The organism is Mycobacterium liflandii, from assembly GCF_022354805.1.
In the GTDB taxonomy this organism is placed as follows: Bacteria; Actinomycetota; Actinomycetes; order Mycobacteriales; family Mycobacteriaceae; genus Mycobacterium; species Mycobacterium marinum.
Map to the genome: position 1 here is coordinate 1,035,571 of NZ_CP023138.1, position 18,657 is coordinate 1,054,227.

Annotated in this window: 8 protein-coding genes and 4 pseudogenes; 7 read left to right on the forward strand and 5 right to left on the reverse strand. The window is 66.9% G+C overall.

Annotation, left to right across the window (positions count from 1 at the left end):
- Positions 1-170 precede the first annotated feature (170 nt).
- A pseudogene (locus CKW46_RS04770) lies at positions 171-1,373 on the forward strand (ISAs1-like element IS2404/ISMul1 family transposase).
- Positions 1,374-1,393: 20 nt separating this feature from the next.
- Here CKW46_RS04770 and CKW46_RS04775 read toward each other — a convergent pair.
- Positions 1,394-1,522, reverse strand: a pseudogene (locus CKW46_RS04775) (phosphotriesterase family protein); the annotation flags it as partial.
- Positions 1,523-1,863: 341 nt separating this feature from the next.
- Between CKW46_RS04775 and CKW46_RS04780 the strand changes: the two are divergent.
- Positions 1,864-3,570, forward strand: coding sequence for an acyl-CoA dehydrogenase family protein (locus CKW46_RS04780; protein ID WP_015354240.1), 1,707 nt, complete (start codon positions 1,864-1,866; stop codon positions 3,568-3,570).
- 98 nt (positions 3,571-3,668) lie between these two features.
- Positions 3,669-4,340: a TetR/AcrR family transcriptional regulator gene (locus tag CKW46_RS04785; RefSeq protein WP_482052896.1), complete on the forward strand. Its 672-nt coding sequence runs from the start codon at positions 3,669-3,671 to the stop codon at positions 4,338-4,340.
- Between the two features lie 121 nt (positions 4,341-4,461).
- On the opposite strand, the gene CKW46_RS04790 is transcribed toward CKW46_RS04785, so the two are convergent.
- The gene (locus tag CKW46_RS04790) at positions 4,462-5,838 is read right to left on the reverse strand and encodes an NADP-dependent succinic semialdehyde dehydrogenase (protein ID WP_482052897.1); all 1,377 of its coding nucleotides are present in this window, start codon (positions 5,836-5,838) and stop codon (positions 4,462-4,464) included.
- A gap of 481 nt (positions 5,839-6,319) precedes the next feature.
- Here CKW46_RS04790 and CKW46_RS04795 point away from each other — a divergent pair.
- The 3 genes and pseudogenes from CKW46_RS04795 (at position 6,320) to CKW46_RS04805 (ending at position 11,278) form a co-directional block, all read left to right on the forward strand.
- A pseudogene (locus CKW46_RS04795) lies at positions 6,320-7,523 on the forward strand (ISAs1-like element IS2404/ISMul1 family transposase).
- A gap of 128 nt (positions 7,524-7,651) precedes the next feature.
- Positions 7,652-8,836 (forward strand): PPE family protein, encoded by a 1,185-nt coding sequence (locus tag CKW46_RS04800; RefSeq protein WP_482052898.1) that lies wholly within the window; start codon positions 7,652-7,654, stop codon positions 8,834-8,836.
- A 189-nt stretch (positions 8,837-9,025) separates the two neighbouring features.
- A complete protein-coding gene (locus CKW46_RS04805; protein WP_482052899.1) occupies positions 9,026-11,278 on the forward strand; it encodes a PE family protein in 2,253 nt (750 codons plus the stop codon).
- A gap of 81 nt (positions 11,279-11,359) precedes the next feature.
- Here CKW46_RS04805 and CKW46_RS04810 read toward each other — a convergent pair whose 3' ends face one another.
- Positions 11,360-12,784, reverse strand: a complete 1,425-nt coding sequence (locus CKW46_RS04810) for a lipase maturation factor family protein (protein WP_482052900.1) — start codon at positions 12,782-12,784, stop codon at positions 11,360-11,362.
- 124 nt (positions 12,785-12,908) lie between these two features.
- Positions 12,909-13,670, reverse strand: coding sequence for a glycerophosphodiester phosphodiesterase family protein (locus CKW46_RS04815; protein WP_193376274.1), 762 nt, complete (start codon positions 13,668-13,670; stop codon positions 12,909-12,911).
- Between the two features lie 178 nt (positions 13,671-13,848).
- On the opposite strand from CKW46_RS04815, the gene CKW46_RS04820 reads away from it, so the two are divergent.
- Positions 13,849-14,394: a carbonic anhydrase gene (locus CKW46_RS04820; protein WP_015354248.1), complete on the forward strand. Its 546-nt coding sequence runs from the start codon at positions 13,849-13,851 to the stop codon at positions 14,392-14,394.
- A gap of 3 nt (positions 14,395-14,397) precedes the next feature.
- On the opposite strand, the pseudogene CKW46_RS04825 reads toward CKW46_RS04820, so the two are convergent.
- Positions 14,398-18,584 (reverse strand): annotated as a pseudogene (locus CKW46_RS04825) (alpha-(1->3)-arabinofuranosyltransferase domain-containing protein).
- Positions 18,585-18,657 lie beyond the last annotated feature (73 nt).

Below are 18,657 nucleotides of genomic sequence, written 5' to 3' on the forward strand. Positions count from 1 at the left end.
TACCCACCAAGGAGCGGCCCGCTCCCCCAGGGCTCCGGCGTTGTTGATTAGCAGGCTTGTGAGCTGGGTTGATGATCTTTGGTGCCGTGCTATTGGGGCCGGAGTGTAGGCACGGGCTATCTGGAGAACGATCGAGTTGGTTACTGTTCGTCGTTGGTCTGGAGTTGCCCGTGCCTACCGTTTCAGTATTGCCTGTGTCGTCGGTTCCAGAGGTGTTCGACCGCTGGAGTCCTGGTGAGCGCAGCGAGCTCATCGGATCGGAGTTTCTCGGTGTGTTGGCCTCGGTGCCAGACCCGAGGGACCCACGCGGTCGGAGGTATTCGCTGATGGCTTTGTTGGCGATCGGGGTTCTGGCCACTGCCGCGGGGATGCGCGGCTATGCTGGTTTTGCTACATGGGCGGCCACCGCTCCCGATGATGTGTTGGCCTAATTAGGGGTCCGGTTCCGGCGGCCCAGTGAGAAGACCTTCCGCGCTGTTTTGTCTCGGCTAGACCCCGCCGACCTCAACGCCAGGATGGGCAGTTACTTCACTGCACACGTGGCCAGCAGCGACCCCAGTGGATTGGTGCCGATCGCGTTGGACGGCAAGATGCTGCGTGGTGCTTTACGCGCCAAAGCGACAGCCACGCATCTCGTGTCGGTGTTCGCCCACCGTGCCCGATTGGTGCTCGGTCAACTCGCTGTCGCCGAGAAAAGCAATGAAATTCCCTGCGTACGTGCCCTGCTCACGCTGCTGCCGGGGAGCTTGCGGTGGCTGGTCACCGTGGATGCGATGCATACCCAGGTCGTCACCGCGAAGTTGATCTGCGCCACCTTGAAGTCGCACTACCTGATGATCGTCAAGTCCAACCAAGCCAAAATACTTGCGCGTATCACCGCGCTGCCCTGGGCCGAGGTGCCCGCAGCCGCTACCGACGACTCCCGCGGCCACGGCCGTGTCGAGACCCGCACCCTGCAAATCATCACCGCTGTACGAGGAATCGGCTTCTCCTACGCAAAACAAATCATCCGGATCACTCGTGAACGTTTGATCACCGCCACCGACCAGCGCAGCGTGGAGGTGGTCTATGCCATCTGCAGCCTGCCGTTCGAGCACGCCCGCCCTACCGCGATCATGACCTGGATGCGTCAACACTGGGGAATCGAGAACAGCCTGCACTGGATACGCGACGTCACCTTCGACGAAGACCGTCAAAGGGCACATACCGGAAACGGCGCACAGGTCCTAGCAACGCTACGCAACACCGCGATCAATCTGCACCGCCTCAACGGCGCCGACAACATCGCCGAAGCCTGCCGGATCACCGCTTTGACCGCCAACCGCCGCCTAGACCTCCTCAATCCACAATTCCCCAGCTCACAAGCCTGCTAATCAACAACGCCGGAGCCCTGTTCGTCACCCCAAGCCTCGGGGTAGTTCTGGGCGACTTCGGTGGTCATGATGAACACGTGCTCGTGCATGAGCGTGACGCCCAGATCAGCGGTATCGATGGGTCCGCGAGCGGTATTTAGCGCTGACACATCAGCGATGCTAGGTCGATAATGGCCTGGCCAACAGGGGTGTTTGCCCGGCTCATTTCCGTGCTCGAACCGGCCAAATCCTTCGCGCCGCGCGGCCGCACCGGGGGCCGGGAATGGCTCACCGCTATTACGGTGTAGCGGATGTGACGGCCGCCGGAATACACATTCGTGGCGGCCGGAAACGGAAAGAACGCAGCGAATTTCAGCCGAATTGCTGATTGGCTTTAGCCGTTCGACCTGGCGTTATCGACGGTTTGTGCCTACCGGCGCGGTCGCGGTGAGGCGCGTGGCGTACCGTCTAAGCTCGTCCTTTTCGAAGTCAAGTCATGGGAGCTCCCCTCATGCTGCTCAACCCCAACCGCCTGCAACGCAAATACCCGGACGCGCGCTCGGCGGAGATCATGGCCGCGACAGTGGACTTTTTCGAGTCCCGCGGAAAGGCGCGCCTCAAGCGCGACGACCACGACCGGGCCTGGTACTCGGACTTTCTCAACCACATCGCCGAGCACCGCATCTTCGCCTCGTTGTTGACGCCGTCCGAATATGGCGCTGACGATTGCCGCTGGGACACCTACCGCATCAGTGAGTTCGCCGAGATTATCGGTTTCTACGGGCTGAGCTACTGGTACCCGTTCCAGGTGACGGCGTTGGGCCTGGGCCCGTTTTGGATGAGTGACAACGAGGACGCCAAGCGCAAGGCGGCCGCGCAGTTGGAGCAGGGCGAGGTCTTCGCCTTCGGACTGTCCGAGCAGGCCCACGGCGCCGACGTCTACCAGACCGACATGATCCTGACGCCGTCCGAGCACGGCTGGACCGCCAGCGGCGAGAAGTACTACATCGGCAACGCCAACGTTGCGCGGATGGTCTCGACCTTCGGCAAGATCGAGGACTCGTCAAAGGAACCGGAGTACGTCTTCTTCGCCGCCGACTCGCAGCACGATCGGTATGAGCTGAAGAAGAACGTGGTGAATTCGCAGAACTACGTGGCGAATTACGCGCTGCACGACTACCCGGTCACCGAGGCCGACCTGCTGCACCGCGGGATGGGGGCCTTCCATGCCGCGCTTAACACGGTCAACGTCTGCAAGTACAACCTGGGCTGGGGCGCGGTCGGCATGTGCACCCACGCCTTCTACGAGGCCATCACGCACGCGGCCAACCGCCACCTGTACGGCACCGTCGTCACCGACTTCAGCCACGTGCGTCGGTTGTTGACCGACGCCTATGCGCGCCTGGTCGCCATGCGGCTGGTGGCCAGCCGGGCCAGCGACTACATGCGCAGCGCCTCGGCCGAGGATCGTCGCTACCTGCTCTACAGCCCGCTGACCAAGGCCAAGGTCACCAGCGAGGGCGAGCGCGTGATTGCCGCGTTGTGGGACGTCATCGCCGCCAAGGGAGTGGAGAAGGACACCTTCTTCGAGACCGTGGCCCGCGAGATCGGCCTGCTGCCCAGGCTGGAGGGAACCGTCCACATCAATATCGGGTTGTTGGCCAAGTTCATGCCCAACTTCCTGTTCGCCCCCGACGCCGCGCTGCCGCTGATTCCCCGTCGCGACGACGCGGCCGACGACACCTTCCTGTTCAACCAGGGCCCCACCGGCGGGCTGGGCAAGGTGCGCTTCCACGACTGGCGCGCCCCGTTCGACAGCTACGGTCACCTGCCCAATGTCGCGCTGCTGCGGGAGCAGATCGACGTGCTGACCGAGATGCTGGCCGGCGCCACCCCGGATGCGTCCCAGCAGAAGGACATCGACTTCGCGTTCGGTGTCGGCCAGATCTTCGCGCTGGTGCCCTATGCGCAGCTGATCTTGGAGGAGGCGCCGCTGTCGGGCGTGGACGACGCGCTGCTCGACGAGATCTTCGGCCTGCTGGTGCGGGACTTCAACAGCTACGCCGTCGAACTGAATGACAAGGCGGCCACGACCGACCAACAGGCCCAGTTCGCGATGCGGATGATCCGCCGTCCGGCGCATGACGCGGCGCGTTACGACCAGGTCTGGAAGGAACACGTCCTGCCGCTCAACGGCGCCTACGAAATGCGCCCCTGATTCGGTAAAACCGTGGCAACCTCGGTGCGGGGCGGTAATCGTTAACCGTGAGCCCCGCACAGTGAAATGACCAACGGTCATTGGCGCGAGGAGGCTTGATGCCGACGGTGACTTGGGCGCGGGTGGATCCGGCTCGTCGGGCGGCCATCGTGGAAGCCGCAGAGGCCGAATTCGGGGCACACGGCTTCTCCCAGGGCAGCCTGAACGTCATTGCCCGCCGTGCTCGGGTCGCCAAGGGCAGCCTGTTCCAGTACTTCGCGGACAAGCGCGACCTGTATGCGTACATCGCCGACACCGCCAGTCAGCGGGTGCGCACCCACATCGAAGGTCTGATCCGGGAACTCGACTCCAGCCGGCCATTCTTCGAATTCCTCACCGACCTACTCGACGGCTGGGTGGCCTACTTCGCCGAGCACCCGCGCGAACGCGCGCTGCATGCCGCCGCGACCCTAGAGGTCGACACCGATGCCCGCATCAGCGTGCGCAGCGTCATACATCGCCATTACCTGGAGGTGCTGCGGCCGCTGGCGCGAGATGCGCTGGCCCGCGGGGATCTGCGTGCGGATTCGGATACAGATGCGTTGTTGTCGCTGCTGCTGATGATTTTTCCGCACCTGGCGCTGGCGCCCTACATGCGTGGTCTGGACCCCATCCTCGGGCTCGATGAGCCCACCCCGGAGCAGCCTGCGCTGGCCGTGCGCCGGCTGGTGGCGGTGCTGACGGCGGCCTACTCCCCGAGCCTGACCGTCGAGGTTCGAAAGGTCACCTGACGCGCGTGTGGGCGCGCGCGCCGCTGGCGGAGTGAGGCCGTCGCGGCCAGGGCGACGTTTCGCAGGACGTTGCTCGAACCTTCCTGCAAAACGTCGACCTCGAGCCGAAGCCGGCGCGCGTCTAGCCGACCCAGACGGTCTTGATGTTGCACAACTCGCGGATCCCGTGCCCGGCGAGCTCGCGGCCGTAGCCGGACCGCTTGATGCCGCCGAATGGGAGTTCGGGGTAGGAGACCGCCATGCCGTTGATGAAGACCTGGCCGGCTTCGATGTCGTTGATGAAACGGCGCTGCTCCGCCTCGTCCTGGGTCCAGGCATTGGATCCCAGCCCAAAGGTGGTGGCGTTGGCGATCTCGATCGCTTCATCGATGTCGGCGGCCCGGTACACCGAGGCGACGGGGCCGAAGACCTCTTCGGTGTAGAGGTTCATGTCCTTGGTGATGTCGGTGATCACCGTCGGCGGGTAGTACCAGCCGGGGCCGGCCAGGGGCTTGCCGCCGCAGCGGATCACGGCCCCGGCCGCGGCGGCGTCATCGACCTGCTGGGCGATTTCGTCGCGGCTTTGTTCGGTGGCCAGCGGACCGACCTGGGTTTGCGGATCGGTCGGGTCACCCACTGTCAGCGCCGACATCTGCTCGACGAACTTGTCGACGAACGCGTCATAGATGTCGGCGTGGGCGATGAATCGCTTGGCGGCGATGCAGGATTGGCCGTTGTTCTGCACCCGTCCGGTCACCGCCGTGCTGACCGCCTTGTCCAGGTCTGCCGACGGCATCACGATGAACGGGTCGCTGCCGCCGAGCTCGAGCACGGTGGGCTTGATCTCGTCGCCGGCGATGGCGCCGACCGACTGACCCGCGGGCTCGCTACCGGTGAGCGTGGCCGCGGCCACGCGGGGGTCACGCAGGATGCCTTCCACCGCGCTGGCGGAGACCAGCAACGTCTGGAAGCAGCCGTCCGGGAAGCCGCCGCGGGCAATGACGTCGGCGAGGTAGAGCGCGGACTGCGGCACGTTCGAGGCGTGCTTGAGCAGCCCGACGTTGCCGGCCATCAGAGCGGGCGCGGCGAACCGGACGGCTTGCCACAACGGAAAGTTCCACGGCATCACGGCCAGCACCACACCCAGCGGCTGGCAGCGGGTGTAGGCCTGAGAGGCGCCCACCTTGCCGGCGTCCGCGGGCTCGTCGGCGAGCAGCGCCGCAGCGTTGTCGGCGTAGTAGCGAAAACCCTTGGCGGACTTGAGGACTTCGGCCTTGGCCGATGCGATCGTCTTGCCCATTTCAAGCGTCATCAGGGCGGCAGTCTGGTCAGCCTCGGCCTCTATCAGATCGGCCGTGGCGTGAGCCCACTCGGCGCGCTGGGCGAACGTGGTGTTGCGGCGGTAGTCCTGGAACCGCGCGTAGGCGCGCGCTATCGCGGCGTCGACCTCATCGTTGGATGCTGCAGTGAAAGTCTTGACTGTCTCCCCGGTCGCCGGGTTGGTCGTGGCGATTGGCACGCTGACTTCCTTATCGCTGGGTTGATTACATGAATCGGGCCAGTATCCAGCCTGCCACTACGGCGCTTGCAGAGAGGTGCCAGATGCGGGCGCGGCCGGGCCAACGGTGCCCGGAGATCGGGCCGGTGGCCGAGGCCGCCTGCGCTCATAGTTTTTCTTTATCACGTTAAAACGAGAACGAATTAACCAGATCTTGCAGGCATTGCGAACGGATTGTTTAGATCGATTCGCAATACGCGATCCGTGATTGGTTATTCCAGCGCCGGCGGCCCGGTGCAGCCTGCGAATATGACACATCTCGAGGACAAGTTTTGGGCGTTCAAGCAGATCCCGGTGGGCAGGGCTCCGGCGTTGTTGATTAGCAGGCTTGTGAGCTGGGTTGATGATCTTTGGTGCCGCGCTATTGGGGCCGGAGTGTAGGCACGGGCTATCTGGAGAACGATCGAGTTGGTTACTGTTCGTCGTTGGTCTGGAGTTGCCCGTGCCTACCGTTTCAGTATTGCCTGTGTCGTCGGTTCCAGAGGTGTTCGACCGCTGGAGTCCTGGTGAGCGCAGCGAGCTCATCGGATCGGAGTTTCTCGATGTGTTGGCCTCGGTGCCAGACCCGAGGGACCCACGCGGTCGGAGGTATTCGCTGATGGCTTTGTTGGCGATCGCGGTTCTGGCCACTGCCGCGGGGATGCGCGGCTATGCTGGTTTTGCCACATGGGCGGCCACCGCTCCCGATGATGTGTTGGCCTAATTAGGGGTCCGGTTCCGGCGGCCCAGTGAGAAGACCTTCCGCGCTGTTTTGTCTCGGCTAGACCCCGCCGACCTCAACGCCAGGATGGGCAGTTACTTCACTGCACACGTGGCCAGCAGCGACCCCAGTGGATTGGTGCCGATCGCGTTGGACGGCAAGATGCTGCGTGGTGCCTTTACGCGCCAAAGCGACAGCCACGCATCTCGTGTCGGTGTTCGCCCACCGTGCCCGATTGGTGCTCGGTCAACTCGCTGTCGCCGAGAAAAGCAATGAAATTCCCTGCGTACGTGCCCTGCTCACGCTGCTGCCGGGTAGCTTGCGGTGGCTGGTCACCGTGGATGCGATGCATACCCAGGTCGTCACCGCGAAGTTGATCTGCGCCACCTTGAAGTCGCACTACCTGATGATCGTCAAGTCCAACCAAGCCAAAATACTTGCGCGTATCACCGCGCTGCCCTGGGCCGAGGTGCCCACAGCCGCTACCGACGACTCCCGCGGCCACGGCCGTGTCGAGACCCGCACCCTGCAAATCATCACCGCTGCACGAGGAATCGGCTTCCCCTACGCAAAACAAATCATCCGGATCACTCGTGAACGTTTGATCACCGCCACCGACCAGCGCAGCGTGGAGGTGGTCTATGCCATCTGCAGCCTGCCGTTCGAGCACGCCCACCCTACCGCGATCATGACCTGGATGCGTCAACACTGGGGAATCGAGAACAGCCTGCACTGGATACGCGACGTCACCTTCGACGAAGACCGTCAAAGGGCACATACCGGAAACGGCGCACAGGTCCTAGCAACGCTACGCAACACCGCGATCAATCTGCACCGCCTCAACGGCGCCGACAACATCGCCGAAGCCTGCCGGATCACCGCTTTGACCGCCAACCGCCGCCTAGACCTCCTCAATCCACAATTCCCCAGCTCACAAGCCTGCTAATCAACAACGCCGGAGCCCTGTCCCGGTGGGTCGCTGACTGTCGGTTCGGCGACGCGGCCGCCGTTGCGGGCGGCAACGGCGGCCGGGGGCCGCGGTGAGGGGCGAAGCGCGGGCCCGGCGGACTCGACATGACAGCGCCGCTGTGGATGGCTTCTGCGCCGGAGGCGCATTCGGCGCTGCTGAGCGCGGGGCCGGGACCAGGTTCACTGCTGGCGGCGGCGCAAACCTGGACGGAGCTCAGCGCCGAATACCTGGCGGTGGCCGAAGAACTGACCGCGATATTGACCGGTGTCCAAGCCGGCGCCTGGGACGGCCCCAGCGCGCAGTGTTGCATCGCGGCTTATCTCCCGTACCTGTCCTGGTTGATGCAGGCCAGCGCCGACAGTGCGGCAACAGCAGCGGCCCATCAGGCCGCCGCGACGGCCTACACCGGCGCCCTGGCCGCGATGCCGACGTTGGGCGAGTTGGCGGCTAACCATGCCACCCACGCGGTGTTGGTGGCCACCAACTTCTTCGGCCTCAACACCATCCCCATTGCGCTCAACGAGGTCGACTACGTGCGGATGTGGATCCAAGCCGCCACCACCATGAGCGTTTACCAGGCGGTTGCGGCTGATGCGCTACTCGCCGTACCGCGCACGCCCCCGGCGCCGGTCATCATCAAGCCCGGGGCCGATGCCGCAGCGCAATTCGTCAGCGCCGTCGTCCAGGCTGTCGCTGAAACGCCGATCCAGCGGTTATTGCTCGAGTTGGCGACGCTGGTCGGAGCCGAATTCATCAATGTATTTGAATTGATTGTCGGCATCGTTGTGCTGTCGACGTACGGACTGAAACTCCCGCTGCTGGCGCTATTGGATTTCTTGACCGGCCACTTTTCCGTTGCGCTTTCCCTGCTATGGAATTACGCGATGCTCTGGTTTGGCTTTGTCGTGCTGCCGGCGCTGCAGATCGTGTTCGATCCGTTGTTGGTCGTCGCCGCGGTGATCGAATGGATTCTCGGTGGCGGTGCGGCTTTGGGCTCGGTTGGGGCGTTGGGTGCCAATCTTGCCGCGGGGTTGGCGCTGCCGGCCGTTGCGGCTGCGCCGGTCGCGGATGCCGCGGTGGGTTCACTGGGGGTGCTGACGAGCGCGGCAGCGGTGACCGCCGCAGCCGCCGCGGCGCCCGGTCAAGGCGTTGGCCTGGTCGGATTCGCCGCAACCATGCCCAACCCGACAACCCTGCCGGCCGGTGGGTTGGTCACCGTCGGCGGCGCCGACCCGTGCGCCGGCGCGCGGGTGCCGATGCTGCCGGCCAGTTGGGTAGCACTGGCGTAAGCGCGGTCAGCATCAAACCATCCAGTCCTGCAAGGAGTTTCAATCCAGGGCCCGTGCCGGGGGCGGTGCTGGCCGGTGCCGCGAAGCCGCGGCTGCGTCGGCCGGAGTACCTGTCAGCGCAATCCCCGGATGGGGCACCGGAGTTGTGCTTGAATCTGGATCGACGGCTGGCCGGGGTAAGGGGAGCTCATGTCTGGTGTGATCGCGGCCCTGGACACCTTGACGGCGGCCGCCACGGATGTGGCCGGTCTCGGTGCGGCTATCAATGCGGCCAATGCGGCAGCCGCGGTTTCGACCACCCGGCTGATGGCCGCTGCCGGTGATGAGGTGTCGGCCGCCATCGCGGCGTTGTTCTCCGACCATGCCCTGCAGTACCAGGCCGTGAGCGCTGAGGCGGTGGCGTTCCACGGCCGGTTCGTCCAGGCGCTGACCGGTGGCGTTCAGATGTATGCGGCCGCCGAGACCGCTAATACGGCGTCGTTGCAGACCCTCGGGCAAGACCTGCTGGGGATGGTCAACGCGCCCGCCGCCGCCGTGTTGGGGCGCCCCCTGATCGGCAACGGCACCAACGGTGCCCCGGGAAGCGGGGACGCCGGCGGACCCGGCGGGCTGTTGTTCGGCAACGGCGGCAACGGCGGATCGGGTTCGGCGGGGATGGCCGGGGGCGCCGGCGGATCGGCCGGGCTGATCGGCAACGGCGGGGCTGGTGGTGCCGGAGGCGCCGACGCGGCAGGCGGCCCCGGCGGCGCCGGCGGATGGTTGTGGGGCGGCGGCGGGGCCGGCGGACTCGGCGGGGCTGCCAGCGGTGCCGGCAACGGCGGGGCCGGTGGGGCCGGAGGCGCGGGAGGGGCATTCATCGCGATCGGCGGAGTCGGTGGCGATGGCGGCGCCGCTAGCAGCGGAACCGGCGGAGTCGGCGGCGCCGGAGGCAACGCGGACGGCCTGATCGTCAGCCTCGGCGGAGCCGGCGGACACGGCGGCGATGCCACCACGGGAATCGGCGGTGCCGGCGGCGCCGGAGGCATGGCCACCGCTCGTATCCCCGCGGGGATCAATTTCAACGTCGGCGGTGCTGGCGGGCACGGGGGCGCCGGCGCTACGGGCGGTGCCGGAGGTGGCGGTGGTTCCGCTTATTCGGGCTATGTCGGAATCGCCTTCGGCCAAGGCGGCGCTGGAGGCATCGGCGGTGCGGCGAGCACGGGGATGGCCGGGGCGGGCGGTAGCGGCGGCAGCTGCGTCGCATTCGATTTCGTCGGCTTTGCCGCGGCCCATGGCGGTGCTGGCGGCACCGGTGGGGCCGCCACCGGCGCGGGCGCCACCGCTGGGGCCGCCGGCAGTGGTGGCCTCGGCGTGGCGATCGTGGGCTCGGGCGTGGGCGGAGTCGGCGGGGTTGGTGGGGCGGCCACCGGTGCCGGCGCGACCGCCGCGGCCGGCGGCGCTGGCGGTCTCGGCGGGACGGGCTTCGGGTTGATCGCGGCGGGCGGCGACGGTGGCGGCGCCGGCACCGGTGTCGGCAGCAACGGCGGTGACGGTGGTGGGGGCGGTGGCGCCCACGCAGTGCTGGCCGCCATTGCCGGATCCGGAGGTCAGGGTCAGGCCGGTACCAGTGGTTTCGGCGGGTTCGGTGGATCCGGTGGCAGTGCGGAGAGCCTGTTTTTCAGCATCGGTGGGGCCGGCGGCGCCGGCGGCGACGCTTCCACCGGCGGCGGTGGACTCGGCGGGAACGGCGGAGTGGCCGTCGCCCACAGCCCCATCGGGATCGACATCGGTATCGGTGGTGCCGGCGGGCACGGCGGTTCGGGTACTAGTGGCGCCGACGGCGGCGCGGGCGGCGTCAGCATTTCCGAGGGCATCTTTGCCATCGACGTGAACCTGGGCGGTGCGGGCGGCGACGGCGGCACGGCGACCACCGGGACCGCTGGGAGCGGCGGAAATGGTGGCTTCGTCGAGAATTTCGACTTCTTTGGGTTCGGTGTGGCCCATGGCGGCGACGGCGGCTCCGGTGGTGCGGCCTCCGGTGCCGGTGGAATCGGCGGGGCCGGCGGCAACGGTGGCTCGGGGACGACGCCGCTCTTCGGCGCCTACAGCGGCGGTGCCGGCGGAGACGGTGGAGCCGCCACCGGGACGGGTGGGGCGGGCGGCAACGGCGTTGCGGGCGGGGCCGCCAGTGGATTGGGGGTTGGCATCGGCGGTGCCGGCGGGCACGGTGGTGCGGCGCCCACCGGTAACGGCGGCAGCGGCGGCGCCGGTGCTGGCGGGCTCGGGCTCATCGGCGCGGGCGGCAACGGCGGCAACGCCGGGTTGGTCATCAACGGTACTTACGAAGCGTCGCCGTACGGCAACGGCGGCAACGGCGGCAACGGCGTCAACGGCGGAAGCGGCGGCAAGGGCGGTAGCGCCGGCCAGGTTGGCGGCACACCGGGTCAAAACGGGTCGCCCTAGTGGGATATGCCCTGCCGGACCGGGCGCCAGCCGCCTTGCCGGGCGGTCGTTTCAGGACAACGGGATCCGTTCGGGGCTGGGTCAGTCCAGCGACATCGGGGCGGCATACTTGCCGATCAGCGTGCGATGCCACCAGGCGTGATCACGGCGCAGCTCCTGCAGCGTGGTGAAGCGGTACTGGTAGAGCTGGGCTCGCACATAGCGTGGTGGTGTATCGGGAAATGGATTGCGACGCAACAGCCGCAGGGTGGCTCGATCGTTGCGCAGCAACCGGGTTAGCAACGGCGTCATCCACGGCAGCGCGTAGCCCGGGGAAATGGCGGCGAACCACATCAGCCAGTCCAGGCGCAGATGGTAGGGCGCCCACTGCCGGGGCAGCCGCCCCACCCGGCCGGGCTTGCCTTTGAATTCGTACTCTTGCCATACCGTCTGCGCGTTGAGCTCTGCCTCGCTGGTGCCCTCGATCACCACCTCGCGCCGGGTGCGGCAGATGCTGCCGAACGCGCCGTAGGTGTTGACCAGGTGCACGGGGTTGAACGACATGTTCATTCGCTGCCGGGGGGAGAGCATGTTGCGTGCCGGCCAGTAGCTGAGGACCAACACTGTTGCCGCGAAGATCAGCACGAGTGCGGCAAACCACGTTGGCGGCGGCGGGAGTGCGGCCCGCACGGGTATGGGTAGCACCTTGCGCGCGGCTGACTGCTCGATCGCGCTGCACGCCAGCAAGATCGTCAGCCAATTGAGCCAGGAGAAATTGCCCGACATCACCAACCACAGTTGGGTGACGATGATGATCACGGCCGCGATGCTGGCGATCGGTTGCGGAGCGAACAGTCCAAACGGCACCACGAGTTGAGCAAAGTGGTTGCCCGCCACCTCGATACGGTGCAGTGGTCGGGGCATGCGATGAAAGAACCAGCTCAGCGGTCCCGGCATCGGCTGTGTCTCGTGGTGGTAGTACAGGCAGGTCAGGTTGCGCCAGCACGCGTCACCGCGCATTTTGATCAGTCCGGCGCCGAATTCGACCCGAAACAGCAGCCAGCGCACCAGCCACAGCATCACCAGCGGTGGGGCAACCCGGTCATTGCCGAGGAAGACCACCAGGAAGCCGGTTTCCAACAGCAATGATTCCCAGCCGAACCCGTACCAGACCTGACCCACATTGACGATCGACAAATACAGCACCCACAGCGTCAGCCACATCAGCATTGCGCCCCACAGCGGCACCAGGTCGGCGGTCCCGCCGACCACCGCCGCCGACAGTGCTGCGCCCAACCAACAGACTCCGGCGCAAAGCCGGTCAGAATAGCGGAAGTGAAATACGCTCGGCGTCCTCCAAAAGGACCGGTGGGCCAGATACCTCGGCACCGGCAGCATGCCGTGCTCGCCGATGAGGGCCTGGAACTGCAGTGCCGAGGCGACAAACGCGGTGAGATAGACGGCCGCAACGCCACGTTCGAGCACGAGGCGGCCCAGCCAGTATTCGGATGCCGAAAACCATTCCATGGCAGTACTCCTCAGCCGGTGACAGCCCTAGAAGCCCATAACAAGTCAAAGCGTGCTTGCCCGAGTGCCCCCGGCACGTCGGTCCAACAGATCAATCATGTCTGTTGCTCCAGGCGGTTTCGCGCTACCACTCTCCCCGCGCGCCGAGCACATCACACAGCACATCCGCGCGATCGGTGATGATTCCGTCCACGCCGATGTCGAACAGCGCGTGGATCATGGCCGGGTCATCGATGGTCCAGGCATGAACCTGCCGCCGCGATGCGTGAACCGACCGCACCAGTGCCGGGGTGATGACGGGCAGGCCGCCGAATCGCGCGGGCAGCTGTAGGCAGTCACTGTCGCGCAGCATCCGCATCGCCGATGCCCGTCGACCGGCCGTTCGCGCGGCCATGAACCCCAGGAATGCCCCCATGCCGGCCGCGCTGGCGACCCGCTGGGACATCAGACGCAGCGCGCGTTGGCGACGGCGTTCGGAGAACGACGCGATCAGCACTCGGCGATGTGCCTGCAACCGCTCGATGACCTCGACCGTCGGCTCGACCGCCGAATCGGCTTTGATGTCGATATTGAACCGCATCTGCGGCAGCGCCACGAGCAGCTCCTCGAGGGTCGGGATCGGTTCTCCGCCCCCTAGGTCCGCGGTGCTGACCTCCGGCCAGGTCAACTGGTCGACCGCGCCGGCCACTCCCGATTCGGGTGCCAGCTTGCGGTCATGCTGGATCACTGCGACGCCGTCGCGGGTGGCCCGAACATCTGTCTCGATGTACCGGAACCCGATCTTGGCCGCCTCGTGGAACGCTCCCATGCTGTTCATGGGAAACCTGAACGAGGTGAATCCTCGGTGCGCCATGGCAATCCGCCGCGCATCGCGAAGGAATTCCACCTCCTGCGGGTGAGCATCTCCGCCCATCGGCTAAGTATCTCCCATGCGGCGGCGGCAGCCAACGGCATGATCGGCGGCCGCGGTGTTGCCAGACTCATCTCGGGGCCAGCGCATGTGGGGTGCGACCCCTTTGCTAGGTTTCATCATCCGCGTCGTTTGATCGTTGATGGAGGGGAACGTGAACAGCGCTGAACACATTGGCTTGAAATTGGGGCGCCGGCGATTACTAGCGCTTGGCGCCGGGACTCTCGGGCTGGGTGCGCTGGCTTCCAACGCGCCGGGCAACGCGACAACCGACCCGCCGCCGGAGGGCTACGAAGCGTTGCTGCTGATGTGTATCGACCCCCGCTTCGTGCACCCCACCAACGAGTACATGGTGCAGCGCGGTCTGCTCAACCGGTACAGCCAGTTTGCGTTGGCCGGGGCCGCCGCCGGAGCCGTTTCCCAACACTGGGAGTCGTGGCACAACACCTTCTGGGATAACCTCGCGGCCTCGATCGAGCTGCACTCGATTGACGGAGTGATTGCGGTCAATCACCGCGATTGCGGCGCCGTGCAGATCGCTTACGGCGAGGATTCGATCTCCACGCCGGAAATCGAGACCGCCACCCACGAACGAATCCTCGGCACTTTTCGGCAGGAAGCGCTCAGGCGCCATCCGGGTATCGATGTGGAGACCTGGTTGATGGCACTTGATGGCACGGTCCAGAAGATCGGCCCGTAGCGCTCACTTTTCCCCACGCGTAAGGCCTGGCGCCACCGTGGCCGCCACCAACGCGGCGATCGAAATTAGTGCCAGCAGTTGCACGATCGCGGAATGGCCGGCATAGCCGTCCACCGAGCGCCAGGGGTGACGGGATAGCGCCGCGCCGGCCAAGATCAGCCCACCCGCACTGGTTGCGATGGTGAGTCGGTCACGCAGGCGCTCCCGTCGGCGCAAGGCGTAACAGACACCGAGGGCGGCTCCCACCAGCACCGCTCCGAGGGGCCCGGCAATCAGCGCACCGGCCGCCAGGGCCGCGACCGCGGCCGCCCACCCGGTTGTCCATGGCCGCGCCGGTGGGTCGTCCGGACCGCGTCGGCGCGCCCGCCACAGGACGAGCAGAACCAATACGGGCAGCAAGGACAACCCGATCGCCAGGCCGGCGCGGTACAGCGAGTTGGCGGCAAAGCTCAGTGTGATGGTGCCCGGGTCTCCGGCGGGTACCACCCAACCCTGCTGCCATCCGTTGACCGCGACGGGTGTCAGCTGGGCTCCGGCGCCGGTGCGGGCCACCCAGCCCGGATTGATGCTTTCCGGGATGACCAGCACCCGGGGGTTTGTGATGCGGGGGCCCGCACCTCGCGACGAGTCGCACTCCAGGCGCCGGTCTCCGCGGGTACCGCCGCGGCGCCGGGTAATTCGCCAGCCGCCGGCGGCGTCAGCTGGGCGCCGTCGACGACGAACTGGGTGCCGGGGCTGATCAACAGCTCTTGCTGGCCGGGAGGCAGCGCAATCGGCTCGGGCTCGCATGGCTGCGCCTGAATCGGTTCGTCGTCCAACAGTGCGCCGACCGTGGTTCGCACCGACATGTGCACGAAACGGCCGGCCACCGCGATGACCGGGCCATGGTCACAGCCGATCCTGACCTCGCGCGCGCGGTTGTGTGCGGCATCGGCAGGCGCGATTGGGCGACCGCCCGCACCCAGCACTACCAGCTCGGCCAGCCCGGGGGGCTTGAGCTGGTCGAAGCCCAGAGCGTTGCGGTCGATGACGTCTTCCCAGTCGAGCAGGCTGACGGTGACGGTGCCGGTGACGCGCGGATGCAACGAGACGGTCTGCGGCCCGCCGTCGGGGCTCAGGCTCCGGATCTGCGGACCGTCGCCCAAGTTGATGGCCACCATCGTCGGATGGGCGGGCAGTGCCGACCGGCTGGGAGCCACCCGCAGCCCGGTCACCTCGGTGGGCCGCGGCAGGGTGAGCGTCAGCGTCGGCGGCGTTTTGCGCTGTACCACCCGCTGCGGCTCCGTCCACGAGGTTGCCCGATCGCCATCGGTGGCCGCATACGCCGAGCCGAGGACTTCCAGACCGTCGGAATCGCCGCGGGCGCGGGTGGTGTCCGGTTGGGCGATCAGATCGGCCAGCTTTGGGCCCTGACGTGGTCGCACCCAGACCGTCGGGGTCACCGTCATCGGGTGCGGCACCGTCAGCGTGCGGCTCAGATTGACCGGCTCTTCCGGCGCCAGAGCCATCGACGCCGCACAGCGCATCGTGTCCGGTGCCGGGGCGCAACCCGGCCGGCCCAACAGTTCCGATCCCAGGTCCCAGCGTGCGATTTCCGCGCCCGGTGGGGGCCCCGGCACCAAAACGGTATGGCGCAACTGGACCGAGTGTGCGAATCCGGATGCGTCGTATTGGGTGATCGTCAGGTCGGTGATGCCGAACTGCACCCCGGGGGATCCGTCATCGGTACCGGCCGCGGTGATCCGCACCCACGGAGTCTCCCCGTAGGGCAGCGCCGCGGTCAGGGGCTTTCCCGCGTCGTCGAACCGCAGGGTGGTGCTGCCGTTGACGGTCTCGACCAGGATGCGGCGCACCTGGGCGCCGACGGCGGTCGGGCTGGGCGTCAATGTGATGACGGCGTTGGTCACCGGATGGTCGAAGTCCACCTGCAGCCACTGCCCGACCGCGGCTTGAAGCGCGTTGGACACCCACGCGGTCGCCGGGTCGCCGTCGACCGCGGCTGCCGCCGAGGCCCCCGGGGCGACGTCGGGCATGGCGGTGGAGTCCGACGACGAACTCGAAACGGTGATGCGGCCGCCGGTCCACCCCCCGTAAACCACCTCGGCGCCGGGTACCGGATAGTCGGGTACCCGGTTGTAGGTATGCCGGGCGTCGCCCGGGGCCCGGACCGCCGAGGAGTGCTGATCGACCCGGCCATAGTCGGTTTCCCGTGCGACCGGAGTGTCGGTGACCGTGACGACGGGGACCGGCAGCTGCGCGGCCCGAGCATCCTGGGTCAGCAGCACCGGGCCCAGCGCCGTCTGTCCCAAGAGCCGTCGGCGTTCGTCGAGGCGCAGCAGCACCTCGGGGCCGCCATCAACGCGCGGCAGCGACGCGGTGTCGGCGAAATACGGTGCGCCCGGATTGCCGGCGCCACCCACCTGGTCGATCACCCGGAATATCTCGATGGCGGAATACCGGGGCCGCAGTCCGCTGTCGTTGACGAAACCCGCCAGCGAACCCGGCCCCACTGGTTCCCCGAACTCGGCCACCTTCTGCAGTCGCGGTGATCCCGTGATGGCGCGATGCGCCAGGATCGGACGGGCCGACCGGGATGATTCGGGATCCAAGTCGTTGCGTAGCACCAGATATGAGATTCCCTGGCGGGCAAGGCTATCGGCCAGCCCCACCGAGGGGCGTCCGGACGCGATCAGGCGCTGCACCGAATCCAGGGCGCGGATGGTTTGCGGCGGGGTCAGCGGAATGGAGTCGCGCACACCCCATGGACTCGCGCCCAAAACCTGCAGCACTTCGTCATGGCTGGTGCCCCAGACCTGGGTGGCGAACGGCGCGCCCGGGACCACCAGCACCCGCCCCGGCGCCGGAGCGCCGGTGTTGTGCTCGCTGAGCCAGTCGGCGGCCTGGTGCCAGTACGCAGGTATCGCGGTGAACGTGCCGGGCGGGGTGAGCCGGCCCGTCCATGCCAGCGAGGTGCTGACCAGCAGCGCCGTCAGCGCGACGATTCCCGCCGCGACCCGTTTGTCCCGTTCGGGGTGGGCGAATGCGCCCAGCCACACCGGCTTCGGTGCGCTGCCGGGCAGCGGAATGCGCCCCAGCAGCTCCGCGAGGCCCAGCACCAGTGGCAGCCGAATCACCGGCCCCAACTTGTGCACGTTGCGCAGCGGTGTGCCCTCGGCGTCGAGAAACGCCTGGACTTGATGGGCGAGTGGCGAACCCAGGCCACCGCTATAACCGACGGCCAGCAGGACCACCCCCACCAGCAGCATCGTCACCAGCCGGCCCCGGGCCGGCATCTCCCGGCTCGCCAGACCGGCCAGTCCCGCGGCCGCCACCAGGCAGGTCCCCAGTATCGCGACGGACCCGGTCACCAGCGGTGCGCCGGCGGTGGCGTTGGGCGCCACGAACGGAGTCCAGCTGTCGGTGCCGCGCAGCATCTCGACCAGCGAAGACCACTGGGTCGTCACACCGGAGGATTCGATGAAGTCCAAGAACGGCGGGCTGACACCACGCAGTTGGGTCAATGCGACCAGCCACCACAGCGTCGCCAGGAGCAGCGCCAACATGAACCATGCGGTGTAGCGCCACCACCGCCGATTGGGCCGATGGCAGGCCAGCCAGATCATCGCGGATAGACAACCCGCCAACGTCGCGATGGCATTCACCGCGCCCATCAACGCGACCGCCAACCCGGCCTGGGCGGCCAGCGTTCGTAGTGGTCGCTCCGATGTCGCCCGCAGGGCCAAGATCGTGGGCAGCAGCACCCAAGGCGCCAGCATCATCGGCAGGGTTTCCGACGAGATCGAGCCCAGGGTGGTTAGCACCCGGGGCGACAGCGCGAATGCCGCGGCCGCGATGATGCGCGAGGTCGGGCTACCGATGCCCAGCGCCTCGGCAACCCGCAGCAACCCCCAGAAACCGATTGTCAGCAGCAGCGCCCACCACAGCCGTTGGGTAATCCACCCGGGTAGCTGCAGCAGGTGTCCGACCAGGAAGAACGTGCCGTGCGGAAACATGTAGCCGTAGGCCTGGTTCTGGGATTGGCCGAACGGGAGTTCGCTGTTCCACAGGCTGGTTGCGCGGGCCAGGAACCGCAGCGGATTGGCGGTGAGATCGAGCTTGGTGTCGGGGGAGACGCGCCCGGGGGATTGGGCGAATGTCAGCGCCAACGAGACGGCTGCCACCAGCAGCAGCCATCGGCGCGAAAGCGGTGTGACCGGCGGGCGAGCTGCCGTTTGTGCAGCTCCGGCCTCGGGGGCCTGCGCT